This is a genomic window from Bacillus sp. OV322, from assembly GCF_900112495.1.
Lineage (GTDB): Bacteria > Bacillota > Bacilli > Bacillales > DSM-1321 > Peribacillus.
Genome location: NZ_FOMA01000003.1, coordinates 75,267 through 100,801 on the forward strand (window position 1 = coordinate 75,267; position 25,535 = coordinate 100,801).

Annotated in this window: 26 protein-coding genes and 1 pseudogene; 23 read left to right on the forward strand and 4 right to left on the reverse strand. The window is 43.4% G+C overall.

Features of this window, described 5'->3' with window-relative positions:
- Positions 1-11: 11 nt before the first annotated feature.
- From BM126_RS08070 to BM126_RS08080, 3 genes are all read left to right on the forward strand, one after another.
- The gene (locus tag BM126_RS08070; RefSeq protein ID WP_090989050.1) at positions 12-383 is read left to right on the forward strand and encodes a hypothetical protein; all 372 of its coding nucleotides are present in this window, start codon (positions 12-14) and stop codon (positions 381-383) included.
- An 83-nt stretch (positions 384-466) separates the two neighbouring features.
- Positions 467-2,227, forward strand: coding sequence for a penicillin-binding transpeptidase domain-containing protein (locus BM126_RS08075; RefSeq protein WP_090989051.1), 1,761 nt, complete (start codon positions 467-469; stop codon positions 2,225-2,227).
- Between the two features lie 97 nt (positions 2,228-2,324).
- Positions 2,325-3,017 carry a YrrS family protein gene (locus BM126_RS08080; RefSeq protein WP_090989052.1) on the forward strand — a complete coding sequence of 231 codons (693 nt, stop codon included), beginning with the start codon at positions 2,325-2,327 and terminating at the stop codon, positions 3,015-3,017.
- A 70-nt stretch (positions 3,018-3,087) separates the two neighbouring features.
- Here BM126_RS08080 and BM126_RS08085 read toward each other — a convergent pair whose 3' ends face one another.
- Entirely contained in the window at positions 3,088-3,294 is a 207-nt protein-coding gene (locus BM126_RS08085; protein WP_090989053.1) for a DUF2536 family protein, read from the reverse strand.
- Between the two features lie 238 nt (positions 3,295-3,532).
- On the opposite strand from BM126_RS08085, the gene BM126_RS08090 reads away from it, so the two are divergent.
- The 4 genes from BM126_RS08090 to BM126_RS08105 all read left to right on the forward strand — a co-directional run bounded on the left by BM126_RS08090 (position 3,533) and on the right by BM126_RS08105 (position 7,034).
- Positions 3,533-4,171 carry a class I SAM-dependent DNA methyltransferase gene (locus BM126_RS08090; protein WP_090989054.1) on the forward strand — a complete coding sequence of 213 codons (639 nt, stop codon included), beginning with the start codon at positions 3,533-3,535 and terminating at the stop codon, positions 4,169-4,171.
- Between the two features lie 14 nt (positions 4,172-4,185).
- Positions 4,186-4,881: a 5'-methylthioadenosine/S-adenosylhomocysteine nucleosidase gene (gene mtnN, locus BM126_RS08095; protein ID WP_090989055.1), complete on the forward strand. Its 696-nt coding sequence runs from the start codon at positions 4,186-4,188 to the stop codon at positions 4,879-4,881.
- A 90-nt stretch (positions 4,882-4,971) separates the two neighbouring features.
- Positions 4,972-5,895 (forward strand): PLP-dependent cysteine synthase family protein, encoded by a 924-nt coding sequence (locus BM126_RS08100; RefSeq protein WP_090989056.1) that lies wholly within the window; start codon positions 4,972-4,974, stop codon positions 5,893-5,895.
- Positions 5,896-5,897: 2 nt separating this feature from the next.
- Complete coding sequence (locus tag BM126_RS08105; RefSeq protein WP_090989057.1) at positions 5,898-7,034, forward strand: bifunctional cystathionine gamma-lyase/homocysteine desulfhydrase; 1,137 nt, start codon at positions 5,898-5,900, stop codon at positions 7,032-7,034.
- Between the two features lie 85 nt (positions 7,035-7,119).
- On the opposite strand, the gene BM126_RS08110 is transcribed toward BM126_RS08105, so the two are convergent.
- Positions 7,120-7,929 (reverse strand): putative protein N(5)-glutamine methyltransferase, encoded by an 810-nt coding sequence (locus BM126_RS08110; protein ID WP_090989058.1) that lies wholly within the window; start codon positions 7,927-7,929, stop codon positions 7,120-7,122.
- 256 nt (positions 7,930-8,185) lie between these two features.
- Between BM126_RS08110 and BM126_RS08115 the strand changes: the two genes are divergently transcribed.
- From BM126_RS08115 to BM126_RS08190, 15 genes and pseudogenes are all read left to right on the forward strand, one after another.
- The gene (locus BM126_RS08115) at positions 8,186-9,175 is read left to right on the forward strand and encodes a LacI family DNA-binding transcriptional regulator (RefSeq protein WP_090989059.1); all 990 of its coding nucleotides are present in this window, start codon (positions 8,186-8,188) and stop codon (positions 9,173-9,175) included.
- 31 nt (positions 9,176-9,206) lie between these two features.
- The gene (locus tag BM126_RS08120; protein WP_090989060.1) at positions 9,207-10,520 is read left to right on the forward strand and encodes an ABC transporter substrate-binding protein; all 1,314 of its coding nucleotides are present in this window, start codon (positions 9,207-9,209) and stop codon (positions 10,518-10,520) included.
- Positions 10,521-10,633: 113 nt separating this feature from the next.
- Positions 10,634-12,004, forward strand: a complete 1,371-nt coding sequence (locus tag BM126_RS08125; RefSeq protein WP_090989061.1) for an ABC transporter permease subunit — start codon at positions 10,634-10,636, stop codon at positions 12,002-12,004.
- A 24-nt stretch (positions 12,005-12,028) separates the two neighbouring features.
- Positions 12,029-12,856 (forward strand): carbohydrate ABC transporter permease, encoded by an 828-nt coding sequence (locus BM126_RS08130; protein WP_090989062.1) that lies wholly within the window; start codon positions 12,029-12,031, stop codon positions 12,854-12,856.
- An 18-nt stretch (positions 12,857-12,874) separates the two neighbouring features.
- Positions 12,875-13,600: a ThuA domain-containing protein gene (locus tag BM126_RS08135; protein ID WP_090989063.1), complete on the forward strand. Its 726-nt coding sequence runs from the start codon at positions 12,875-12,877 to the stop codon at positions 13,598-13,600.
- A 36-nt stretch (positions 13,601-13,636) separates the two neighbouring features.
- Entirely contained in the window at positions 13,637-14,665 is a 1,029-nt protein-coding gene (locus BM126_RS08140) for a Gfo/Idh/MocA family protein (protein WP_090989064.1), read from the forward strand.
- Positions 14,666-14,688: 23 nt separating this feature from the next.
- Positions 14,689-15,729, forward strand: a complete 1,041-nt coding sequence (locus BM126_RS08145; RefSeq protein WP_090989065.1) for a Gfo/Idh/MocA family protein — start codon at positions 14,689-14,691, stop codon at positions 15,727-15,729.
- 20 nt (positions 15,730-15,749) lie between these two features.
- Entirely contained in the window at positions 15,750-16,718 is a 969-nt protein-coding gene (locus BM126_RS08150; protein ID WP_090989066.1) for a sugar phosphate isomerase/epimerase family protein, read from the forward strand.
- Between the two features lie 463 nt (positions 16,719-17,181).
- A complete protein-coding gene (locus tag BM126_RS08155; RefSeq protein ID WP_071350545.1) occupies positions 17,182-17,421 on the forward strand; it encodes a YrhC family protein in 240 nt (79 codons plus the stop codon).
- Positions 17,422-17,716: 295 nt separating this feature from the next.
- A complete protein-coding gene (locus BM126_RS08160) occupies positions 17,717-17,977 on the forward strand; it encodes a YrzI family small protein (protein ID WP_090989067.1) in 261 nt (86 codons plus the stop codon).
- A gap of 55 nt (positions 17,978-18,032) precedes the next feature.
- Positions 18,033-18,173 carry a YrzI family small protein gene (locus tag BM126_RS08165; protein ID WP_090989068.1) on the forward strand — a complete coding sequence of 47 codons (141 nt, stop codon included), beginning with the start codon at positions 18,033-18,035 and terminating at the stop codon, positions 18,171-18,173.
- A gap of 102 nt (positions 18,174-18,275) precedes the next feature.
- Positions 18,276-18,410, forward strand: coding sequence for a YrzI family small protein (locus BM126_RS08170; RefSeq protein ID WP_083392063.1), 135 nt, complete (start codon positions 18,276-18,278; stop codon positions 18,408-18,410).
- Between the two features lie 498 nt (positions 18,411-18,908).
- Positions 18,909-19,519: pseudogene (wrbA, locus tag BM126_RS08175) on the forward strand (NAD(P)H:quinone oxidoreductase).
- 167 nt (positions 19,520-19,686) lie between these two features.
- Positions 19,687-20,400: an RNA polymerase sporulation sigma factor SigK gene (gene sigK, locus BM126_RS08180; protein ID WP_090989069.1), complete on the forward strand. Its 714-nt coding sequence runs from the start codon at positions 19,687-19,689 to the stop codon at positions 20,398-20,400.
- Positions 20,401-21,676: 1,276 nt separating this feature from the next.
- Complete coding sequence (locus BM126_RS08190) at positions 21,677-21,961, forward strand: hypothetical protein (RefSeq protein WP_090989070.1); 285 nt, start codon at positions 21,677-21,679, stop codon at positions 21,959-21,961.
- A gap of 178 nt (positions 21,962-22,139) precedes the next feature.
- Here the strand turns inward: BM126_RS08190 and BM126_RS08195 are convergent, their stop codons facing one another.
- Positions 22,140-22,517 (reverse strand): IS66 family transposase, encoded by a 378-nt coding sequence (locus BM126_RS08195; protein ID WP_371261429.1) that lies wholly within the window; start codon positions 22,515-22,517, stop codon positions 22,140-22,142.
- Between the two features lie 648 nt (positions 22,518-23,165).
- Positions 23,166-23,507, reverse strand: coding sequence for a hypothetical protein (locus tag BM126_RS08200; RefSeq protein ID WP_071350540.1), 342 nt, complete (start codon positions 23,505-23,507; stop codon positions 23,166-23,168).
- Positions 23,508-23,661: 154 nt separating this feature from the next.
- Between BM126_RS08200 and BM126_RS08205 the strand changes: the two genes are divergently transcribed.
- On the forward strand, positions 23,662-25,470 hold the full coding sequence (locus BM126_RS08205) for a M3 family oligoendopeptidase (protein WP_090989071.1): 1,809 nt from the start codon (positions 23,662-23,664) through the stop codon (positions 25,468-25,470).
- Positions 25,471-25,535 lie beyond the last annotated feature (65 nt).

Genomic DNA, 25,535 nt, shown 5'->3' on the forward strand with positions numbered 1-25,535 from the left:
AGGAGGCAGACATGGGAAGCTTGGCTAAAAGATACGATTTTGAACCATACGAAGATCTGACAGGCAAGGCCAGGGGATTTAACGACCTCTTTGGAAAGCTCGGAAGCCTGGCCCACGAAATGCAGCTGGCGGCTGAAAAGGAACTTGCAGGCAGTTCCGGGGAAATGGTGGACAGCATTAATGAAGAGCTGAAAAAAGAGCTGAGCCAGCTGCAGATCCACATCACTCAAAGTGTAAAAGTCATGCATGATAAAGCGGTCCTCTACAGCGGGCTTATGAATGACATGAAAACGCAGAATATCACTATTTATTATGAAGAAAGCGCCATGCCTCCAAAAGGGAAACAGGAATCTGGAGAGAGCAGGCACAGCAATACACGATAAAATTATTAGAACTTTCGAAAAATAGTCTGCGTCCGGGATTAAAAAGTGATGCCTCGTCAACAATGGTGATGAGGTGTTTTTATATGATAAAAAAAAGAATAGCCTTTCTTGCATGTTTTATCATGCTGCTTTTGGTCCTGCTTGCCGCAAGGCTTGTACAAATCCAGCTTATCAGTACAGAGTCTTTTTCCGCACATCATGTGAACTTAATAGAAGCCAGTGTGAAGCAGAGAACCCAGACGGTTACGCTCGATGATGGAAGAGGGAAATTTTATGACGTGAAGGGTGTGCCTCTTGCACATGAAGAAGTTCCTACACTGGTGCTTTTTCCTTTTTTGAAAAAAATGGACTGGCCTGCGGATAAAGTGGCTGGGATTATCGGAAGAGATGAAGAGGCATTGAAGAATGCCGTTCAGATGGCAAAGGAGCCATTTGCTTTTGGAGGAAAAAAACCGATTATCTTAACAGATGAGCAGACAGCTGCTATCAATTCATTGAAAGTACCAGGTGTATTTGCCGTGAAAGAAAAATTTAACCAAAACAGCATACCAGCTGCTCAATTGATTGGCTCAACTGTTATGTACGGGTCACTGAAGGTGCCGAGATATCCAGATCAAAAGCTGTCAGCCCAAACAAGGGTAGGCTACCGGGGGCTTCAGCGGACATTTGATGAATTCCTGCTTTCAGGCGGCGACTCCAAGCTTGTGTACCATGTGGATGCCAATGGGGGACCGATGTTCGGGGTAGATGTTAAATATGTTGAACCTGCCAACCCCTTATACCCTGTCAAAGTAATCACAACACTTAATAAAGGGCTTCAGGAAAAGGCGGAAAAGCTGGTTGATGAGCATGGTATAAAAAAAGGCGGGATTGTCCTGATTGATATTGCATCAAGTGAAATCCGGGCGATTGTATCACGTCCAAGCATGGAGAAGAGAAATCCGGATGCCGAAGGCTCAGTGAATCTCATGTTCAGGCAGGCAGCGCCAGGTTCTGTCTTTAAAACCGTCGTCGCTGCCGCTGCGATTGATTATCAGGCTGCAAAAAACAAGACCTTTAACTGCAGCTTGACCATTGAAGGAAAAAAAGATAAAAAGCATGATTACGGCCCATTGAACTTTGAAAATAGCTTTGCTCAAAGCTGCAATAGGGCATTTGCCGAGCTTGGCCAGGAGATTACTGCAAAGAATCCGGACTTTTTGAAGCAATATGCCGAGAAGCTGAATGTGATCGGTGGCTCAGGATGGAAAGGGAATGTCTACCATACCCCGATTGAACAGCTGGATCAGGAGGATAAAGGGAAGATCTGGCAAGATGAAAAGCTTAAAAAAGATCCAAGGATGGTGGCAAAAAGCTCAATAGGACAGCAGGATGTGCAGGCTACCCCTCTTGCCATTGCCAATATGATGGCGACTATAGCCCGTGGAGGGGAAAAGGAAATGGTGAAAGCCGTGAAAAAGGTCGAGTTCAATAACGGGACATCCATCGTTTCATTTCCTGATATGAAAATTAGCGGAAAACCAATTTCGCCTTATACTGCTCTGAAGCTTCAGCAGATGCTGCGCGGTGTTGTCACAAGCCCGAAAGGAACGGGAGCACCTCTTGCTGATCTGCCATATGAGGTAGCTGGAAAGTCCGGCACCGCACAGACTGATATCGAGAGAAAAAGGCTGAATAAATGGTTTGCTGGATATTTTCCATATAAAAATCCAAAATATGCACTTGTCGCGGTAAGCCTGGATACGGATGAAAAAAGCGAAACAATGACTCCATTATTCGGGGATATTGTGAAAGAAGTCTATAAAGAAGACCAAAAACAAGTAAATGACGGGACTAAAGAATGAAAAGCGGAGAAAACAAGCTGGGATAGGATTCACTTCAAACTCTAAAGAGAACATGCTAAAATGGAGCTGTACGCAATAAGTTAGGGGGATATGTGAATTGAGTGATTTTAAGCCCATACAGAATAATTCAAGACTTAGCAAAGTGAAGCAAAAAAAGATGAATCGAATATACAACGTGCTGATTGTGGTTATGTCCTTATTAATCATCGTGGTAGGAGCCACTATTTTCATTGGCAATAAAGATCAAAGCGCTGCACCTGAGAAAGCCCCGAGCGCCGCAAAAGATAAAAATAGCACAACAAAAAAGGAAAGCCCTGCAAAGGAAAATAAGGATGATGCCTCCGTCCAGGCTTCAGGGGAAGAAACAGATAGCGCTGCTGCTGATGACAGCACGGATGATTCCGGGGAGACCAAGGATACCGCGGATGAAAACCAGAAAGCCGATTTAAAAGAAGTGCAGGATAAGAGCGATTCAAATGTCGACAAAGCCTATGAAAGCAAAGACTGGAAAACAGTAGGCACTACCCAGACCGGGCAGCATACTACTTCCTTTGACAAAGGCTCTGCAGACTGGAAAGAGATGACGAAGGCTCTTGCCTACGGTGCTGGAATTGATGAGAGCAATATGACAACATGGTGGCTTCAAAACGGAGGCTCCCCGAATACGGCAGTCGGAACGGTTTCAGCCAAAAATGATCCGCAATCCTACCGTGTTTATCTTCAGTGGGAAGATGGCTCGGGCTGGAAGCCGGTTAAGATTGAAAAGCTGAAAAGCAACGATAAAAAATGATTTTCCTAAAAAGGCCCAGGCATTGACCCGGGCCTTTTCTTTGTTTCCTGCTTAGTCCGTTCATATTTTATCAGGACTTCGCTTTAAAGTGTACGACTGCGCTGTAAAATCTTCTTCCTTCTTCCGTTACATGCATTTGATGGGAAACAGCATGTACACCAAGCAAAATTGCCTTGTTCACTTCTATTTGTGCTTCTACCTTTTTCTCCAGATCTTTCAGGCTTTCTGCTTCAAAAAATTCTACTTTATCCTGAATGAAATCCAGCTGAAAATTCATATCTATCCCTCCGTAATCTGTTCATCACAAATGCTATTGCTGAAGCATAGGATACTTCACAGATAAGTGTATCATGTTTATGGGGAATCTCTCTGTCTATTTTTATTAAAAAAATGCTTTAGGGAAATGCGAAGTACTTGATGGAATCTTTGACATGTGTTAAATTTAGAACAGTTTCACGCTAAAACACACTATACTGATAGGAATTATTTACTTTATAATAAAAAAGGTGATTATAATGGGAAGAGAATTTTTGGATTTATTTGAAGAATGGTCGGAATCGTATGATGATACAGTAGTGGGAAAAGATATAGAATATCAGGAAGTATTTAAAAATTACGAACTGATCCTAGAAAGCGTGGCCAAGCGGGCTCATGGCCATGTTATTGAGTTTGGGGCCGGAACAGGAAATCTTACTGAAAAGCTGCTGCAGGCAGGCCTGAGTGTAACCTGTGTGGAGCCTTCTCCTGCTATGAGGGAAAAAGCAATCGAGAAGCTACCGGCCGGAACAGACATCCAGGATGGAGATTTTATTGATTACAACCGTCCAAAAAAGGTCGATACCATCGTCAGCACATATGCGTTTCATCATCTGACAGATGATGAAAAGGAAAAAGCTTTGGCGGACTATGGAAAATTACTGAAAACTGGTGGTAAAATAGTGTTTGCAGATACTATGTATCAATCCAAGGAAGCTTACAGCCAAGCTATACGCGAAGCACAGGAAGCAGGATTTCATAATCTGGCAAATGATTTGCAGACAGAGTACTATACAACCATTCCGTTTTTTGAATCTGTATTAGAAGCAAACGGCTTTGAAGTAAGCTTTGACCGGTGCAACCAATTTGTCTGGATTATGGAAGCGGAAAAATTATAGGAAGAGGTTTAATAATGAAAGCAGCCATAATCGGAGCAATGGAAGAAGAAGTAACTATTTTACGGGATAAGCTGGAAAATCTTGAACAGGTAACAATCGCAGGCAGCGAATTCAATAAAGGAATGCTGGACGGTGTAGAAGTAATTCTATTAAAATCAGGAATCGGCAAGGTAAACGCGGCGATGTCAACGGCGATCCTGCTTGAAAAGTTCAAGCCTGACGCAGTGATTAATACAGGCTCTGCAGGCGGATATCTTCCTTCATTGAATGTAGGCGACGTGGTCATTTCAACAGAAGTGCGCCATCACGATGTGGATGTAACCATCTTTGGATATGAGTATGGGCAAGTCCCTCAAATGCCGGCAGCATTTGCCTCGGATCCGGCTCTTCTGAAGATTGCTGAAGAAGCTGCAAAGGAAATAAATGGTATCCAGGTGGCAAAAGGCCTGATTGTTACAGGTGATTCGTTTATGCATGATCCTGAGCGTGTTGAATTTGTCCGCAGCCAGTTTACTGACCTTGCAGCAGTGGAAATGGAGGCAGCGGCTATTGCCCAGGTGGCGTACCAGTTTGGCGTACCTTGTGTGATTATCCGGTCACTTTCTGATATTGCAGGAAAGGAATCAAATGTATCCTTTGAGCAGTTTTTAGAAACTGCTGCCCTGAATTCCACAGAGCTTATTTTACACATGATAAAGCAGATGAAGTAAAAAAGCAGGGGGCAAAAAAGCATCAAATGCCCCCTGTTATATCAAGACACAGCGGCGGTTACGAATCAGCCGTGAAAGGTGCGTTGAGAAATGAAGGTTTATGGAAGCGTTCATGAATTGATTGGCCAAACGCCAATGATTGAAATCACTCAATTTCCTCTTCCAGAGGGTGTCCGGATATTTGCTAAGCTTGAGTATTTCAATCCTGGGGGAAGTGTGAAGGATCGCCTTGGAGTAGAGCTGCTTGAGGCGGCCTTTAAAAGCGGGGAACTAAGGGAAGGCGGCACTGTCATTGAACCGACTGCCGGCAATACAGGAATCGGACTTGCACTTGCTGCCATCAATAAAGGAATTGATGTTATTTTTTGCGTGCCGGAAAAGTTCAGTGCAGAAAAGCAGGAGCTAATGAGGGCACTTGGAGCTAAGGTCATCAATACTCCGACAAAGGACGGGATGAAGGGTGCTATAGAAAAGGCCCAGCAGCTTCTTAAGGAAATCCCGGGTTCCTATTGTCCGCAGCAGTTTGCAAACTCATCAAATCCTGAAACCTATTATAAAACACTGGGACCTGAAATCTATGAACAGCTTGACGGTAAGATCGGTGTTTTCGTGGCTGGAGCAGGGACAGGCGGAACGTTTATGGGTACAGCTAGATATCTGAAGGAACAAAATCCTGCAGTGAAAACCGTCATTGTAGAACCTGAAGGCTCCATTTTAAATGGAGGAGAAGCTGGCCCGCATAAAACAGAGGGAACGGGCATGGAATTCCTGCCTTCTTATATGGATGTATCATATTTTGACAGCATCCATACCGTATCCGATGAACATGCATTTTTCCTTGTCAGTGAATTGGCGCGCAAGGAAGGGCTGCTTGCTGGAAGTTCTTCAGGCTCTGCATTATATGCAGCCTTAGAGGAAGCAAAAACAGCCAAACCTGGGACGAATATTGCCGTAATTTTCCCGGATTCGAGCGAACGATATTTAAGCAAGAAAATTTATCAAGGGGGCATTTAACTATGAAAAAGAAAACACAGCTGATCCATGGCGGTATTTCCGGTGATGAAAAAACAGGTGCAGTGTCTGTGCCGATTTACCAGGTAAGCACATATAAACAGGATGGTCCAGGAAATCACAGAGGCTATGAGTACTCAAGAACCGGAAATCCGACACGCCACGCATTGGAGGAACTCATTAAGGACCTCGAAGGCGGAAAGCGCGGCTTTGCTTTTGGTTCCGGAATGGCTGCTATGACAGCTGTCATGATGCTATTCAGCCAGGGGGACCATATTTTGCTGACTGATGATGTGTACGGCGGATCTTACCGCGTAATTACTAAAGTGCTGAACCGTTTTGGCCTTGAAGCTACATTCATCAATACAAGCGACCTATCAGGCATTGAAAAGGAAATCAAAGAAAACACGAAAGCTTTGTTCCTGGAAACGCCGACAAATCCAACCTTAAAAATCACAGATATTGAAGAAACAGCGAAGATCGCCAAAAAACACGGTCTGCTAACGATTGTTGATAATACATTCTCTACACCTTATTGGCAGAATCCGCTGACGCTTGGTGCAGATATTGTACTGCATAGCGCAACGAAGTACATTGGCGGCCATAGCGATGTTGTAGCAGGGCTTGCCATTGTAAATGACGAAAAGATCGGGGAAGATCTTCATTTCGTGCAAAACTCTACAGGAGGGGTTCTTGGGCCGCAAGATTCCTGGCTGCTGATGCGCGGCATCAAAACATTAGGTGTGCGCATGGAAGAGCATGAAAAGAACACGGGAGAAATCGTGGACTTTCTGCTTCAGCATGAAACCGTGAAAAAAGTGTATTACCCTGGCATTGAAAGCCATCCAAACCATAATATTGCCAAAAAGCAATCCCGCGGTTTTGGCGGAATGGTTTCCTTTGATGTCGGAAGCGCGGAAAAAGCAGCAGAAGTGTTAAGCAAGGTTAAATACTTCACCATTGCTGAAAGCCTTGGGGCAGTGGAAAGCCTAATTTCAATTCCGGCTCTTATGACGCATGCTTCCATCCCGCAGGAGCGCCGTTCAGAGCTTGGCATCACTGATGGCTTGATCCGGATTTCTGTGGGCCTTGAGGATGCCGAAGACCTGATCGAAGACTTAAAGACTGCACTTGATGCTTAAAAATCAAAGCAAAAGCAGGATTCTTCCCTTTGGAGGAGTCCTGTTTTTTTTTCCGCTTCGTGCAGGCAGCATCCCTATTATCATGTCAGAGGACAGGCTTTGTTCCTATTACGGCCGCAGCATTCAGTTCACTGTCATGTACGGCTCTGGTGATCAGGCCATGTTGAGCAAATATTTCAAAGGTCTGCCATGCCTGTTTCCTGCTGGTCTCGACTATGACATGGCCAAGAGGCGCCAGCCATTGGCAAGCCTCTGATGCTATCCTGCGATGGAAATCCAGGCCATCAATTCCGCCGTTAAGTGCAGCCTTGGATTCATGATTGCGGGACTCCCGCGGCAAAAGCCTGATTGCCCGGGTTGGAACGTAGGGGGCATTTGCAACAAGGATATCGACACGCCCGCGCAAAACGGATGGCAAAGGCTTGCAGAGATCTCCTTCTAAGACAAGAGCGCCTATAGAAGCAAGGTTTCTCCTTGCACATTGCACGGAGTGGGGGTCGATGTCTGCAGCGTACAGTTCAATCCCGCCCAGGGCTTTGTCCAGGGCCGCGCCTACTGCCCCAGTACCGCAGCATATGTCTGCAACAACTGCCCCCTGCATATCTAAGCGGGCCGCCTGTTTAACTAAAAATTCAGTACGCCTTCGGGGAACAAAGACTCCAGGCTCCACTGCTATCCTGATTCCGCAGAAATCCGCCCAGCCAAGTACATATTCAAGCGGTACCCCAGTTGCCCTCCTATCTGCCATTTCTGTAAGAGATTCCAATGACTGTGCCTCTGTGACAAGCAATCTGGCTTCATCCTCAGCAAAAACGCAGCCAGCATGGCGAAGTTTCGCTGCGATTGCCTTTTCTGTTTCTTTATCTATATTAATAATAATCTCACCGCTTTTCATAGCTTCTTTTGCGTATGATAGGTAATTCGTCAGGATAGCAAAAAATCCTGTAGCATAATCGGCATTAGAGTTAAATGCTGCTTCTGCATCATAATCGCCAGCGCCTTAAAGAAAGTCTATAAAACTATAAAATATTTTTTGCGAAAATGGTTGAAAATTATGAAACTTTGTTTTAAAGTGTAATTGTAAACGATTTCAGAAATCGTTTACACGAGCGCTGAAAATTTTTTATAAGGAGGGAAAAGGAGGCGTTTTTTTGACAACGATTGCGGATGTAGCCAGTCTGGCAGGGCTTTCCAATGCGACTGTATCGCGTGTGATTAATAATCATCCCAATGTGACTGAAGAAAAAAAACAAAAAGTCAGGGAAGCGATGGAGGCACTTAATTATTTTCCTAATTCATCAGCCCAGCGGCTGCGGAACCAAAAAACAGATACTATTGCCATCTTAATTCCAATCTTGACTAATCCTTTTTTTGCTTATCTTCTTGAGGCAATAGATACTGTTGCAACACAGAACAATCTGCAGCTCCTTGTTTGCCAGACGAGGTACGACAAAAAGAAAGAACTCAAATTTCTGCAATTGCTCAAAACGAAACAGGTGGATGGCCTAATTTTGACATCCATTGAAAATGACTGGGAAATAATTGAGGAGTATACCTCATGCGGTCCCATGGTCTTATGCAATGAATATGACAGGCGCGCGAACATTCCGACTGTCCGGCTGAACCAGCTCGAGGCAGGATACTTAGGAACAAAGCATTTACTGAAAATGGGACATAAGAAAGTCGCCATCACAAGCGGCGGGAAAAGCAGCCTGGCAAGGGACAGGGACCGCGGAATCCAAAAGGCGCTGAATGAATACGGTATCCATGTACGCCAGGAATGGCGTGTCTCAAACGTCTTTAACATGGAAGACGGGTGCAGGGTATTCCAATATCTGCAGAACCTTCCAGACAAGCCGACAGCTGTATTCACAGGAAGTGACCAGGTAGCTGCGGGCATGCTGGTCGAAGCAAAAAAAAACGGAATCTCGATCCCGCAGGATTTTGCCGTGATGGGCTTTGATGACCAGCCGATATCAAGGGCGATGGATCCGGAGCTTACAACAATAAAACAGCCGGTCGAGGAAATGGGCCGGATCGCCATGGAAAAGATCATTGATGCTATCAATGGGAAAAATGATTCCGCGATGAAGCATACTTTATTGCCATTTGAATTGGTTGTGCGAGGCTCTACAAAATGAAACCGACTATAAAATTATTGGGGGACCATACATGAAAAAGTCCATGAAAATGAAATGGCTCACGGTTTTTGCTACACTCTCACTTGCACTGACAGCTTGCAGTTCAAGCGATACGAGCTCAACAGACAAGGGCGGAGAGAAGGATTCCAGCAAGGGTAAAGATGAAAAAGTAACATTGACATATGCCCGCGGCAAGGACGTGACACAGGGCACGACCAAAATGGTGGAGGCGTTTGAAAAATCCCATCCAAACATCAAAATCAACTTCAAACAGATGCCTGCTGACACTGGACAGCAGCATGACCAATACATTACGGCATTCAACGCCAAGTCATCTGAAATTGACGTCATCGATATGGACGTAATTTGGCCGGCAGAATTCGCGCAGGCAGACTATGTGCTTCCGCTTGACCGATTCATCCAGGCTGACCATATTGACCTGAACGAATACAACCAGGGCGCACTTGCAGCATCCCAGTTCAACGGGAAACAATGGGCGCTTCCAAAATTCATTGATGCAGGACTTCTTTTCTACCGCAAAGATCTTGTAAAAGACAGTGATGTCCCTAAAACATGGGATGACCTGCTTAAACAGGCAAAAGCATTGAAAGGAAAAGGCGGCACTAAATTTGGATATATCATGCAGGCCAAGCAATATGAAGGCCTTGTATGTAACGCTGTTGAATTCGTTTCTGCTTACGGCGGCCAATTCATCAACGAAAAAAATGAAGTAACTGTAAACAGCCCGCAAACAATCAAAGGCTTAAAGAAAATGGTTGAAGTGGCAAAATCATCAGTAGTGCCAGGAAATGTAACTACCTTCACTGAAATTGAAAGCGACCAGGCGTTCATCGAAGGCCAGACTCCTTTCCTTCGCAACTGGCCATATGAATACGCAAGTGCCAATGATAAAGAAAAATCAAAAATTGCCGGCAAAGTCGGAATCGCTCCGCTTCCTTCCGGTGACAAAGGATCAGGTGCTGCACTTGGCGGCTGGATGGCTGGAATCAACAAAAACTCCAAGCATCCAAAAGAAGCATGGGAATTCCTGAAATTCATGGCTGGACCTGAAGGCCAGAAAATCGATGCTATTTACGGCGGTCACGCACCGACCATTCTTAGTCTTTATAATGATCAAGAGGTTATCAAAGCTAACCCTACTTTTGCAGACAAAGGCTTCCAGGATGGCTTAAAGGCTGCGGTTTCACGCCCGGTTGCTCCTAACTATCCAGAAATCTCAGAAATCATTCAAATCCACGTTTCCAAAGCAATTGCAGGACAGGAAACAGTTGAACAGGCTGTACAGAATATGGAAAAAGAAATGAAGGCAAAACTTAAATCCTAAGTTTCGTTCACACAAGCAAGAAGAAGATGACTCTGTGAAGGAATCTGTGATATATACAAGCAGAGAATTCCATGGGTCATCTTCGATTTTTTCATAGTATAGGAGAATGATATATGAAAAATGGCTCAGTTGGAGTAGAGAATGAACCAAGAAGAGGTGTCCCTGCACCACCGGTTAGAAAAAATAAGAAGCCTAAAAAGCAATTATCCGAAAAAAAGATCGGCTATCTGCTTGTAGCTCCGTCCCTGCTTTTGATCTTCGTGATTGCCATCTGGCCTGTCATGCAATCCTTTTACTTCAGCTTGTTTGACCTGAAGCTGAATGATCCGACAAGGTCCGAGGTCCATCTAAGCCATAATATCGATCTCGACCGTTACCTGAACAACTATCCATTCCTCGTTGGCGCAATTGACAGCGAAATAAAGACAAGCACTGAAAAGGATCAGCTTCAAGAGGTGAAAACAGAGCTTGAAGACATGGATAAAAAACTGCAAAATGATTCAGCACTCAAAGGGCAATATCAAGCAGTAAACGATAAGCTCATGAATTTCGAACAAGTAGGAAACAAAGAAAGCATTGCAAAGATTGATAACAGCCTTGCTGAGGATTTTCGTAAAACAGGGGAGTCCATTAACAAGGAACTGAAATCGATTTCAAAAGAAACGAAGCTAACTCAGGAAAAGAAAATACTCGGGCTTGCCGCAGGCTATAAAGAAGTGGTACAGCAGCCGAACTTCGTGGGTTTTCAGCATTATAAAGATGATTTAACGAACAGCAGAATGTGGAAGGCCATGGGCAACACGCTGACATTTACCGTAGTCTCGGTGGTGCTGGAATTTGTGATAGGACTTGCTATTGCTCTATTAATTAATAAAGCATTTGTAGGCAGGGGACTTATCAGGGCAAGCATCCTGATTCCCTGGGCAATTCCGACAGCCGTTTCTGCCATGATGTGGAAGTTCCTGTATGACGGGCAAAACGGTATCATTGCCAAATTGTTTTCATCCATCGGCATTGTCGATAAAATGGAAAACCTGCTCGTGACCGATACCGGAGCAATGTTCTCGGTCATCTTTGCAGACGTCTGGAAGACAACACCTTATATGTCACTGCTGCTGCTTGCAGGGCTTCAGACCATACCGTCCTCCCTGTACGAAGCTGCCGCGATCGATGGAGCAGGAAAATGGCGCCAATTTGTGTCCATTACCCTTCCGCTGCTGAAATCCAGCATTCTTGTTGCCCTTTTATTCAGGACGCTTGATGCATTCCGGGTATTTGACCTTGTTTACGTTTTAACAGGAGGCGGTCCTGCCAATTCGACGGAAACCATCTCGATTCTTGCATATAAGGTCATGTTCTCCCAGACTAACTTCGGCAACGGCTCGGCCTTATCCGTAATTGTCTTTATCTGTGTAGCGGTCATTTCAATGATTTACATTAAATTTTTGGGAAAAGATCTCTTAGGTGAGGGATCAGGCAGATAAAGAGCCGTGAAAGGAGTGTGCACCATGCAGAAAAAAGCAAGCCCGTTATTTTATGTATTTCTAGTTGTGTTTGTATTCCTCGTGATGTTTCCGTTTTTATGGATGCTGATCAGTTCAATCAAACCGGCTTCTGAGCTGTTTGGAGATCGAGCCTTTACTCCATATTCGGAGCACCCGACCTTTAAAAACTTTGTTTCTGTATTCGTAAATTATCCATTTTTGCGATATCTATGGAATAGTACAGTTGTTGCCACCATTACAACGGTTTATACCGTTTTGGTCGCATCCTTTGCGGCATATGCGATTGCAAGGCTTCAGTTCAGGGGCAAAACATTCATCCTGGGGCTGGTTTTGTCAGTTACGATGTTTCCTCAAATCGCAACTATTTCACCGATTTATATTATCTTGAAAAATCTGGGTTTAACGAATTCCTATCTGGGGTTAATTATTCCTTATACAACCTTTACGCTCCCATTATCCATCTGGCTGCTTGTGACCTTCTTCCGCAAGATTCCTTTTGATCTGGAAGAAGCTGCGAAAATCGATGGAGCCACTTTGATGCAGACATACTGGAAGGTTATTCTGCCGCTTGCGGTACCCGGGATTTTCACTACCGCTATCCTGGTATTCATCGCAGCATGGAATGAATTCCTGTTCGCTTTGACCATCAATACAGATGAAAAATTTAAAACTGTTCCAACAGGGATCGCGATGTTCCAGGGTCAATTCACAATTCCGTGGGGAGAAATCTCAGCAGCGACCGTTGTTGTGACCATACCGCTCGTCATTATGGTTCTTATCTTCCAGCGCCGCATAGTTTCAGGCTTAACATCAGGATCTGTAAAAGAATAGAAAAGGAGATTAACTAATATGCTGAATGTAACCGTTTGGAATGAAAATCGCCATGAACAGAAAAATCCCAAGGTAAGGGAAGTATATCCCGAAGGAATTCACGGCCAGCTGGCAAGCTTCTTAAGGGAGGAATCGTTCAATGTCCGGACTGCCACCCTTGACGATCCGGAACATGGCTTAACTGAAGATGTTTTGGCAGATACCGATGTCCTGCTTTGGTGGGGGCATATCGCACACGACGAGGTCAGCGATGAAATCGTCGAGCGCGTCACGCAGAGAGTGCTGGACGGAATGGGATTAATCGTGCTTCACTCCGGCCATTTTTCTAAATTATTCAAAAAGCTGATGGGCACCACATGCGATTTGAAGTGGAGAGAAGCGGATGAAAAAGAAAGGCTTTGGGTAGTGGACCCTGGACATCCGATTGTAGAAGGAATTGGAGAAAGCATTGAGCTTGAAAAGGAAGAAATGTACGGCGAGCATTTTGATATCCCTGTTCCGGACGAGCTTGTTTTTGTAAGCTGGTTTGAAGGCGGAGAAGTATTCAGAAGCGGCTGCACGTATAAGCGCGGAAACGGAAGAATCTTTTATTTCCGCCCTGGTCATGAAACATATCCAACCTATCATAACCAGGATATCCAGAAGGTTATCGTCAATGCCGTAAACTGGGCAAAGCCTGTATTGCGCAAGCGCCCGGTATATGGTAATGCAAAGCCGTTAGAAGCTATCGGCGCACATAAATAAAGTACTGAAATAACAGGGATAAGAGGAGATGTAGGGATGGGGAAGTTGAGAATTGGCGTAATAGGCTGCGGAAGTATAGCTACACACAGGCATTTGCCGGAGTATGCAGCGAATCCGGAGGCTGAAATTGCAGCAGTGTGCGATATTTTGAAAGAACGTGCAGAAGAAAAGGCAGAGCTTTATCAGGCAAAGGCTTATACAAGCTACGAGGAGCTTCTTGCTGATGATTCAATTGATGCAGTTTCTGTATGCACGCCGAATTATCTCCATGCACCAATCACGATTGCTGCATTGAAGGCAGGAAAGCATGTGCTGTGCGAAAAGCCGATGGCCACTTCCAAGGAAGATGCTGAAGCGATGATTAAAGCATCTGAGGAAAGCGGCAAAAAATTAATGATTGCCCACAATCAGCGTTTTGTGCCTTCACATGTGAAAGCCAGAGAATTGATTGAAAGCGGAAAAATAGGTAAGCTGTTCAGCTTCAGAACAGCGTTTGGCCACGGAGGACCTGAAGGCTGGAGTGCTGACGGCATGGATAGCTGGTTCTTTAAGAAAAGCCAGGCATTCATCGGTGCCATGGGTGACCTCGGTGTACATAAAACCGATCTGCTCCGCTATCTGCTGAATGAAGAAATTACGGAGGTTGGAAGCTTTGTAGAAGGCTCTGCCAAAGAAAACAGCGATGTGGATGATAATGCAGTCTGCATTTTAAAAACGGAAAGCGGCATAATCGGTACACTGGCTGCAAGCTGGTCTTATACAGCGAAGGAAGATAATTCGACAATCATCTACGGTGAGCATGCCATTGTGAGAGTGGAAGATCATCCGGAATACTCACTGATTGTTCAATATAAATCAGGGGAAACAGTAAACTATGAGCTTGGCCAAATACAATCCAATGATGAAGGCGGCCAAAACAGCTCTGAAGTCATTGATAAATTCATTGAAAGCATTCTTTCTGGCAAAGAGCCAGCTGTAAGCGGAGAAGAAGGCATGAAGTCGCTGATGGTAGTCCTCGCCGCTTTGAAATCGAACGAAACAAAGAGCATTGTTCGAGTCGAATAGGTTCTTGATCAGGAGGTTTTGTAATGACAATTCTTAAAGTGGGCATTATCGGGGTTGGAGGGATCGCCCAAAACCGGCATATCCCTACGTTTCTGAAATTAGCGGACAAGGTTTCGATTTGCGCCCTCTATGACACAGATTTTGAAAAAGCGAGGCAAGTGGCGGCAGAACTCGATATTCCGCAAGTTGCCCAGACCCATGAAGAGCTGTTTGAATTTGCGGATGCTGTAGTCATTTGCACGCCAAACAAATTCCATTCAGAGCTGGCAATCGAAGCCTTGAATGCAGGATGCCATGTATTGTGCGAAAAACCGATGGCATTATCTGCAGAAGAAGGCAAAGAAATGATTGCCGCTTCTGTCAGGGCAGGCAAGATTTTGTCCATTGCCTATCATTACCGGTTTATGAAGGAAGCTATTGCCGCCAAAAAGGTCATTAATGAAGGCGAAATCGGCACTCCGCTTGTAATCCGGGTACAGGCGCTTCGCAGGCGCAAAGTTCCCGGGTGGGGTGTATTCATCAACAAGGAGCTCCAGGGAGGCGGAAGCCTGATGGATTATGGCTGCCATCTGCTTGATTTGGCACTTTGGCTGATCGGAAATCCCAAGCCGGCCGAAATTAGCGGAACAACCTATGACGTATTGAGCAGGATTCCCGGACAGGTGAATCAATGGGGCTCTTTCGACCATCAAACCTTTGGGGTGGATGACCATGTTTCAGGATATATCCGTTTTCAAAATGGAGCATCCCTGCTGCTTGAAACCTCCTGGAGCAGCAATATTAAAGAAGATGTCATCGAAAACGTTAGCATCTCCGGTGATAAGGGAGGGCTAGAGGTTTTCCCGTTCAGCCTCAATTACGCAAAGCATGGCATGCTGTTCAACAGCAATGCCGAATGGCTGCCGGGTGAGGATGATCCAAGCCTCCCTCAGGCAGAAAACTTTGTGCTTTCCTGCCTTGGTATGGCTGAGCAGGTTGTTAAAGCAGAGGAAGCCCTTCAGGTAACACAGATTATTGAAGCGATATATGAAAGCAGCAGCAAAGGCTGCAGTGTGAGGATATAAAATAGGAAGGGCGGATAAGAATGAAATTAGGAGTATTTACTGTATTGTTTGCAGATAAATCTTTTGAAGAAATGCTGGATACTGTCAAGGAATCCGGCCTTCATGCGGTAGAAATCGGGACAGGCAATTATCCGGGCAATGCCCACTGCCCGCTGGATGAGCTTCTGGAAAGTAAAGAAAAGCGGGAGGATTACCTGAAGCAAGTGACTTCACGGGGCCTGATCATCAGCGCTTTCAGCTGCCATGGCAATCCGCTGTCTCCAGATAAGGAATTTGCTGCAGTTTCTCATGATACATTTGTTAAAACCGTAGAGCTTGCATCACTTCTGAATGTACCAGTCGTAAACTGCTTTTCAGGTGTAGCTGGGGATCAGGAAGATGCCAAGCATCCAAACTGGCCTGTTGCTCCATGGCCGAATGAATATGGAGATGTGCTGACATGGCAATGGGAAGAAAAACTCATTCCTTATTGGAAGCAGTGGGGGAAATTTGCAGAAGAAAAAAATGTAAAAATCGGCCTTGAACTTCACGGAGGATTTTTGGTCCATACCCCGTATACTCTTTTGAAGCTTAGGGAGAAAACATGCAAGGCAATTGGCGCCAACCTGGATCCGAGCCATCTTTGGTGGCAGGGAATCGATCCGGTTGCAGCTATTAAGATCCTTGGCAAAGAAGACGCCATTCACCATTTTCATGCAAAGGATACATACATCGACCAGGAAAATGTAAACATGTACGGACTTACAGACATGCAGCCATATGACAGTGTAAGAACCCGGGCATGGTCCTTCCGTTCTGTAGGCTGCGGACATGGCTTGCAGGAATGGTCTGACATGATGAGCGCGCTTCGCACATTTGGATATGATTATGCAGTATCCATCGAACACGAAGACCCGCTTATGTCAATTAACGAAGGCTTCATGCGTGCAGTGAAAAACCTGCAATCCGTATTAATCAATGAAAACCCATCCTCCATGTGGTGGCTATAATAACAATCCGGGGACTCCAAACTGAGTCCTCTTTTTCTTTGCTGTTTTCGTAAACCTTGTTGCTATGAAACAAGGTGGTTGATTTCCGCTCCAGGATGCTCGCTTTCCGTGGGGCGGGCGGTGAGCCTCCTCAGCTGCGCTTGCGGGGTCTCACCTTCCCGCTAATCCCACAGGGGTCTCGCACCTTACGCTCCAATCAACCCGACTTGACAATGGGAACGCCTCACATAACAAATTCAAAAAACAACAATCTTTAAGAAAAGAGCCTTTTCTTTTTAGCGGTCATAGAGTAAAGATAATTTAACCTCAGAAGGCAAAGAGCGCCTTCCAAGCCCAAAACCCTATTTGCTTCGCAAGCTGAACAGGCGCTTGCGCTTTTTACATAATTTACAATCGGGAATGCTGTCTTTTGTATGGTAAAATAGGACTAGTGATAGATTTTGAGAATTTTGGAGGCGTCTGTATGAATACGAAGGAACAAACGAAGGTGCTTATGGCAAAAATGCATGATTTTAAACGCTTTGCGATGATTCTGCTTTGTGTTGGTTCGTTCTTTTATATAGGAACCATCCTTCCAGATCAAAATATGACCATGGCTAATACGTATGCTTACATGATAACCAGCACAGCAAGCCTTCTGGTGTCTGTTTTCTTTTTCATGAAAGCTAAAACATATAAACGGCATTTAGATGAAATTGGATGATATATATTCTAAATTGAATCCTGCACCATATACTGAACAAGTAATGTTTAGTGTGGTGCAGGATTTTTTGTGCAATAAATTTCTGAAATTTAGGCAAATAACAGGTTTACAAAACTGTATATTTTGGATATACTTACCAATGTAAGATAAAACTGCTAAAGGAGGTCGAAGGAAATGACTTATATCATTGCTAAATTCAGAGCTGCAAGTTTTTCCTGTGCAACAACACAATTTAAAAATGAATTCGACCTGTACGGAGCAGATTTTCTTTAAGGCAATACTTTGCTTTTAATGAATGATGCAGATAATCCCGGCCGCAGGAGGATTCGTTATCCTGCGGCCTTTTTATGCCCAAAACAGCCGCAGGAGGCCTATTCTTTCTGCGGCCTTTTTCTGTCCAAAAATCGGAGGTGATACCATGACACTGAATATCCTGTTTTTTACGGTTACCATTCAAAAACATAAAAAAACGGCACAGCAATGTATCCAGGCAGATCAATCTATGAAAATCCGCAAGGAACATATCGATCGTGCCCTCATGCATCGAAGAATGTAAGAATCGGCTAATAGTACAATGAATGCTGTTAAGAAGCAAAAAGAGGTGACAAAGAATGAAATTAAATATTATTTTTCTAACAATTACAATTAAAAAAAGCAAGTTAACCAAGGAAGAATCTATACACCAGGAAAATATACGCAGCCTGAGGGACCACTACAGAAACCGCGGGCTTATGCATGGAAACATCAATTAATTTTAAGAAAGGGGAGAATATGATGCTGATATATGATAGGGAAAAAAGGTTTTGGCCGGGGAATGGAAAAGGAAATGACTGCCTGTAAGGGGGTGAAAAAATATGATAGTGAATATGCTGTTTTTTACAATTATCATCAAGCGAAAGAACATAACGGCTGAAGAATATAAACATCGTGAAGAAATGAAAAAATTGCGTGAAGAATATATCGTCCGCGGTTTAATGCACAGAAATTAACAATTAAAAAAATAATTGCAGAGAGGATGAAGTAATATGAATAGAAATGGAGCAGCAGGAATGGATACCAAAGGGTGCATCTGGCATCAGAAGGATACCGGCTAACGTATTATTTTGAAAGAAGAAAAAGGAATTTCACATTATTGACATAATTTGTATGAAAAATGTTCAAATTTCAAGGAATTGTTAGCATATAAAGCATGTTACCTTTTATGAAGGATTAAAAAAAGGAGTGCACAGTTTATGTTTACAATTGTGATATCCCTGGTTGTTGCCACGATCATTGGAATAGTAATAGCAACAGAATTATCACTCAACATGTAAAATGGAAATGCTTATGGCTTTTTGCTGTAAGCATTCTTTTGCGTTGTTAAATTGTATGGAGGATTTCTGCACTATGCTGATTGGAACGGAATAATTCGTACAAATGCATTTAAAAGGTGCTGAATGGGTATGTAGGTAGAATATAGAAAATTCCAAGATAAAGGAGAGGAAGTCATGACAAACATTAATTTAGCTGTTATTTATTACAGTATGAGCGGAACGAACTATCAGCTGTCGCGCTGGGCTGAGGAAGGTGCGAAAGAAGCGGGGGCTGAAGTGAAGGTATTGAAGGTGCCAGAACTGGCACCAAGTTCCGTGATTGAAGGAAATCCTGCTTGGAAAGCTCACCTAGAAGCGACGGAGCAGGTTCCCGAAGCCACTTTGGAAGATCTTGAGTGGGCAGATGCAATTATTTTCAGTGTCCCGACGAGGTATGGAAATATGCCTTCACAGATGAAGCAATTTCTTGATACAACCGGCGGGCTCTGGAGTAAAGGCAAGCTGGTAAACAAGGTTGTGAGCGCAATGACCTCTGCCCAAAATCCTCATGGAGGACAGGAATCCACCATTCTATCACTATACACAACCATGTTTCATTGGGGAGCAATTGTGGCAGCGCCAGGCTACTCGGATCCTGTTTTATTCGGGGCAGGAGGCAACCCATATGGAACAAGTGTGTCAGTGGATCAAAACGGAAACATGCAGGAAGACGTTGAAGCGGCCGTCAAGTATCAAGCGAAACGGACCATTCATTGGCTGAATGGGTGAAAAAAGGCATTCAGTAAAACAATCGCCTTGTTTGCATGAAAAGGCAGCAAACCAGATCACTGAAAAATATATTGCAGTAAAATAAATACCTCCCTAAATTCAAGTGGTACAGACACAAACAGGCTGCCGTCCGCATAGGTATGAAACATAGGCAAAGGCCCAATGAATTAGGGGAGGTAGAAACATGCCAGACATACTGACAGCAATTGGCTACCTGGTCAAAGAATTTTACTTATTAGTTTCTTATGTGAAAAACAATGCTTTCCCCCAGCCGCTATCAGCAAAGGACGAAAGGAAATATCTGCAGCTCATGGCCCAGGGTGACGGTGATGCTAGAAACATGCTAATTGAGCACAACTTGCGGCTGGTTGCGCATATTGTCAAGAAGTTCGAAAACACCGGTGAAGACACAGAGGATTTGATTTCTATCGGTACCATCGGACTGATTAAAGCGATTGAAAGCTATTCAGAGGGCAAGGGGACGAAGCTTGCCACATATGCGGCGCGGTGTATTGAAAATGAAATCCTTATGCACTTAAGAGCTACAAAGAAGACGAAAAAAGATGTTTCGCTGCATGATCCTATCGGCCAGGATAAAGAGGGCAATGAAATTTCATTGATTGATGTACTGAAATCTGAATCAGAGGACGTTATTGATACGATTCAGCTCAATATGGAAATTGAAAAAGTGAAGAAATATATTGACATCCTCGACGACCGGGAAAAAGAAGTGATTGTAGGAAGATTCGGACTGGATTTGAAAAAGGAAAAAACACAGCGCGAAATCGCCAAGGAGCTCGGAATTTCAAGAAGCTATGTCTCCCGGATTGAAAAAAGGGCCCTTATGAAAATGTTCCATGAATTTTACCGGGAAGAAAAGGAGAAAAAGAAGAGCTGAACTTTTTGAGCTGCCAGGTTAAGAAACCAGGCAGCTTTTTTTTTGCTTCATGGAATGCTGCCGGGTTTTTTTAAAAGCCTGTTTTCGTAAACTTTGTTCCTATGGAACAAGGGGTTGATTTCCGCTCCAGGGTGCTTCGCTTTCCGCGGGGCGTGCGCTGAGCCTCCTCGACCTGCGTCTGCGGGGTCTCACCTGTCACGCTGATCCCGCAGGAGTCTCGCACCTTCCGCTCCAATCAACCTGCTATAACAATGGAATTGCCTCGAGAACTATTTAAGTAACAACAATCTTTAAGAAAAGAGCCTTTAAAAAAAGCAATGTTATACGATTATGTTGATATTGGCTATATAAGAACATAAGTGAGTGGTTAATAATGGCACTGAGGGATATTATAAAGGGGATTCAAATATCTGAACAGAAACATAAAGATGGTTACACCTGCACACACATATTGCTATTTAACTAATGCTGTCCATTTTGGGAAGTATCGAATTAAAGCCGGAACGAAATTTATTGAACGACAGCGGTACCGCTTCAAGGACTGCAGAAAAATATTTAGGATGTAACCAATATATGAATGCTAATGATCCTGGTAGTGCGATTTTCTTTTTTACCTAGTTGCATCTTCACTGTTTTGTTTAGTGAAATCCATAGTATAATACTAATCCACCATGAATTTACATTTTTTACAAACACTATAATTCGAGGTGTTATTATGACCAAGAAAAAACTTTATGTATTTAGCCTCGCTGCAACTATAGCTAGTACGTTCATTCCTGCAGTCGGAGTTGAGGATAATGAATTCCGTCATTTATACGGCTTTCCTGCACAAGTGTTCGGATACTACGAAACTGGTCATTTTAGTTTCGAGTGGCTAGGTTTCATCTTTAATTTCTTCGTACTTTACTTCGTTGCAAACATCGGATCGAAGTTATTTCTCTCATTAATGAAGTAAAGTCATGTTATTTCAGTTTTGAAATCTTTAAGTTATACAATGAAACACGACGTAGGAACTGGATATCACCCTAATATTACCCCGGATATTACGTATTCTTACAAAGTAACTTTGTATAGAAATGGGAAATATAGTATAAAGGGTACTAGAGATCAAGCACCTTCTCATGAAATGTATATAAAATAATGGCTCCTATAAAAAAATATTTAATGCTAAAAACAGAGGGATAAAAATTTGGTTAATTCCACTGGCTCCAAATGCAGCAATTAATTATTCAAACTAATTCAACATCTACAACCTTAACTCGAGAGGGAGCTTAAAATGGACGATATTACAATGTATGATCTTTTTCAAATACTATTATTTTGGTACATGTTAATTATTGCTTGGGTAGTGTTAGGTCTTTCTGTATTGTTTTTTATAATAGCATTAAGAAAAAAATCTCAGAAATTAATGAGTGTAAGTGTAATTTTAATGACACCGAATATCCTCTTATTAATCATACAGGAAATTGAACCCGTGATAATGCTTTTATTTATTATATGGTTTGCTGTCCAAATTTTAATGTTTATTAAAATATTAAGAGAAAAAAGATATTTAAAGTAAGATTACTAGAAAAGCTCTTCTCATTTTCGAGAGGGGCCTTTTTTAAATTTTTGACTAATTCAGTTATAACATTATCGTTGTAAGTTACTTTGTAAGCCCGAATTATAAAAAATAAAGCGCGCCCATGGGCGCGCATGACAAATAGCTGTAGATCACTGGTTTTTTCTCAGATCTACAGCTATTTGATTTTTTCGCATGCCTCCTGGATTTGCTTGGACCAAGGCAGATAGCGGTCTAAAAGATCTGGCTGCTGGCGGAGGTCCAAATTGGGCAAATCCGTCAGTAACTTTATTAGATATTGGTAAAAATCTAGGCCGTTCGCTTTGGCTGTTTCTGCGAGGCTTAGACAGATGGTATTCGCTTGGGCATCAGCTTTACTGACGGAGAAAAGCCAGTTTTTTCGACCAATGACACTTGGCCGAATGGAATTTTCAGCTGGATTGTTATCGATCTCGATTCGGCCGTCATTCAAGAATGCTTTTAGCCCGCTGATTCGATTAAGCGTATAGTCAGCTGCCTTGGCGAGGGCAATTTTCCCATAGAACGGTGGTGACAACCTTTATTATGACCAGTAAGGATATACCAGACTCTGTCCAGTTCCAAACAAAAAAGTGTCTGGCCATTTTGAGGTCTTAGCAGAAAACTAAGTGTACTGAGTTTATTAATTTGTCATGAAAAACTACCAGAATAGGGCGCACTGCCTGAGGAGTGGATTATCAACAAATGCATATACATATACACTTGTTGATAATCCATACTTAGTGCTCCAAAATTCCTATCTGAAATCACCTTTTTAAAATTACATTGGGTAACAGCAAACTGTTTGAGAAAAGGTTGTTGGCAAACAGGAGAATTCCCTGTTGACTATTGATAATGTGAAGCAATCCATTACCAAGGCAATAAAGGGGGACATACGAGAGATATCGATTCTTGGTTTAATGAGGTCGAATCAATTCAAGAGCAATATTATTTAACATAGCTTTTATAAAAAAATACAAAAAATGCGGAGGGAAAAACAGCTGTTTTTCTCTCCGCATTCAGTGAGTTTTACATATAGAATTAATATTTGCCTTTTATCATATCTAAAAATGCATGGTAAATTTCAATTCCTTGAAAGGTTAATAGACTTGAAGCTGTTGCTGAAAAAACGCCCACCATTAAAAAACGGATCCACATGGATACCACTCCTTCGTTTTAAAGTTTTTTACCCTTTAAAATTCAGGAAATTAGCCACATACTTGGAGCTGTAATGCACCGGATCCAAAAATAGAAAGCGCCGGATCAGTTTTACGGATGAAAGGCTGTATATAAACAAGATCAATACAATCACGAAACTGATTTCTGATACCGGAGGAACAATAGCAGGCAATGGAACCTTTTTATCCTGTTCATCTGCTGAGTATTGAACCTTATCATCTTCAAAGGTACTTAGGATCCTGTGGTCTCCGGAAGAGTGATGCACGGTAAATCCGGTGAACATGTGCAGCGCCGCATAGGCTGCAAAAACAATCAGCAATAAATGAGTGATTAGCGCTTTGCTCTTCAACCTGATCCCTCCTTTTAAGAAGTAATCCCATCATATCACCTTTTATAAAAAATACAATAAGGAAAAAGTTTAAATTTCAGAATAATTCGAATAAATTGAAAAATATGCAAAAACCCTTATAATAGAAATATAGAACAGAAAGGGGAACATATTCATGACATATTCGTTAACTTGGGATTTAGAGGTGTTTTTTAAAGGCGGAAGCTCTTCAGAAGAATTTCAGCAATTTCTGAAGGAGGTAAAAAAGCATATTCAGGAATTAGACAGCCTTGTAAGCGGTTGGAGAGTCAAGTCAGAAGAAAAAGATCAGCATCTCCTGATCAATGCCATGGAGCTTTTTGAGAAAACCCGCATGAAAATAAGCCAGGCCGGCGCTTTTATCAGCTGTCTTGAAGCCCAGGATATGGATGATGAAAAAGCACATGAACTTCGCTCGGCAATCACCCAGGATTTTGCGGCATTTCAAAATGCCCTGACAAAGCTTGATCAAAAGCTGGTGCAGCTTGATGAGGAATTTTTCCAGTCCATACTTAAGCAAGAACCCTTAAAGGAATTGAAATACATACTGAATGAACGCAGAGAACAGGCGGGCAGCATGCTGTCTGTTGAGGAAGAATCATTGATTAACCAGCTTGAAGTAGATGGATACCATGGCTGGGGACAGCTTTATGATACAATTGTCGGCTCCATCCGGATTCCTCTTGAAGAAAACGGGGAGAAACAGGAGCTGTCTGTTGGCCAGGCAGCAAATAAATTCTCTGATCCTGACCCTAAGGTAAGAAGCAGCATTTTCAAGGCGTGGGAGCAGGCATGGCAGGAAAAGAGCGATCTTTTGGCTAAAACGCTGAACCATCTTGCTGGCTTCCGCCTGAGTGTTTATGAAAAGCGCGGATGGAAGGATGTGCTGAAGGAGCCGCTTGATATAAACAGAATGCAAAAAGAGACTCTGGACAGCATGTGGGGAGCCATTGCCAGCCAAAAAGAGCCTTTGGTTAAATTTCTGAACCGCAAGGCGGAGCTTCTTGGAGTTGAGAAATTAAGCTGGTCTGACCTTGATGCACCGCTTTCTTCCTCAGGAGAAGCAAAGGTGATGGATTATCAGGAAGGAGCGGCCTTCATTCTCAAGCATTTCAGCAAATTCGGGAAAAAGCTTGCGTCCTTTACAGAAAAGGCTTTCGAGGACAGCTGGATTGAAGCGGAAGACCGTCCAGGCAAGAGGCCTGGCGGATTTTGCACAGGTTTTCCTGTCAGCGGGCAATCAAGGATCTTCATGACGTATTCCGGCACACCTTCCAATGTATCAACGCTTGCCCATGAACTGGGGCATGCCTTTCATTCTTTTGCCCTGAAGGAGACGCATCCCCTTAACCGAGGCTATGCAATGAATGTGGCTGAAACAGCGTCCACCCTGGCTGAAATGATTGTATCGGATGCGGCTGTTAAGGAAGCGAAAAATGATGAAGAGAGGCTGGCACTTCTTGAGGACAAAATACAGCGGTCTGTCGCACTTTTGATGAATATCCATGCCCGCTTTTTATTTGAAACAAGATTCTATGAAGAAAGAAAACAAGGAATGGTCAGTGCCGGACGCCTGGATGAATTGATGGAAGAAGCACAAAAAGAAGCCTATGGAGAAGCACTCAGCGAGTATCATCCGTCATTCTGGGCATCAAAACTGCATTTTTACATTACCGGTGTGCCTTTCTATAACTTCCCGTATACATTTGGATACCTGTTCTCTCTGGGAATCTATGCCCAGGCGTTGAAGGAGGAAGAAGGTTTTGAAGAAAAGTATATCGCCCTGCTTCGGGATACAGGAAGCATGAAGGTGGAGGACCTTGCCAAAAAGCACCTGAATGTTGACCTGGCGTCAAGCGGATTCTGGGAGGATGCGGTAGGCGCTTGCCTGAAGGATATTGAAGAGTTTCTTGACCTTACCAATCCTCTTGTTAAACAGGCATAATAAAGTATAAAAAAATGCCGCCTGAGTGAAATCAGGCGGCATTTTTTTATTATAATGAGATAAGT